At 38.3% G+C, this 948-nt stretch carries 1 protein-coding gene; it reads right to left on the bottom strand.

All coding sequences use genetic code 11. From position 1 onward, the window contains the following. Positions 1-948: integrase core domain-containing protein (locus tag EHQ31_RS10480; RefSeq protein WP_135582928.1), on the bottom strand; the 948-nt coding region annotated here is incomplete at both ends.

Raw genomic sequence — 948 nt, 5'->3', positions numbered from 1 at the left:
GGTGTTTCTTTGTTGAGGGCAAGATGGGTTCGGTTGTGGTTGTAGAAGTGGATAAACTCTTCTAGCTTCACCTGCAAATGGTATTCGTTCATTGGGATGAAGTAATCTAGAAATTCATTTCTACAGGTTTTGACAAATCGTTCTGCATACCCATTTTCCCAAGGCGAACGAACCGTAGTCTTTTTGTGTTTGATCCCAAGCCTCTTCAAATACCGAGTGAATCGTTTTCCAAATAAAGTATCGTTATCTGTAATCAGATAAGATGTATTCTCCAATCCTTTTTTTCTAAAAGCAAATTTGATGACTCGTCGCACCCAACTCGTTGTTGGTTTACTGTGAATGTCAAAGTGAAGGATTTGTCTTGTTTGTATGTCTAGAAAGAAGATCACTTTGTAGATCTCTCTTAAACGATACGAGATGACACTAAACAAATCAGATACAATAAGAGAACTGGAATGCAGGTTGTAGAACTGGTTCCAAGAAAGTCTTTTTCTAGGATCCGTTGGTCTTTTGGGAATATAACGAGAAACAGTCCTTTCCGATACAACTAGTCCTAGTTTGATTAAAATCCCGTGAAGTTTGGTAGATCCCCAAATTCTGTTTTCTTTGGCGATTCTTCGAATGAGTTTGATGAGATCCCAAGGGATGTTTGGTCTACCTGGTATTTTCCTTCGAGAGAGAAGTTTCCAGAAAAGTTGGAATTTCTTTTCTCGCCATTTGAGTAAAGTGTTTGGAGAAACAATCATTAACGAAGATTCCCAGTTTGGGAACAAGTAGGAGATAAGAACCAATATCATTCTTTCCTTTGGTTTTGTATGAAAGACTTTTTCTTTTCTTTTGTAAGCAGTGAGTTGGGATTTGAGGAAGGCAATTTCGAAGAGAAGGGATTTAGAATTTAGCAGGGAATAGGTGTTAAGAAGGAGGGAAATACAGAGGAGAAGAGAGACC

Origin of the sequence: Leptospira montravelensis (assembly GCF_004770045.1) — a bacterium.
Taxonomy (GTDB): Bacteria; Spirochaetota; Leptospiria; order Leptospirales; family Leptospiraceae; genus Leptospira_A; species Leptospira_A montravelensis.
The sequence above is the reverse complement of the archived record's forward strand: the minus strand, read 5'-3'. Positions and strand labels throughout refer to the sequence as shown.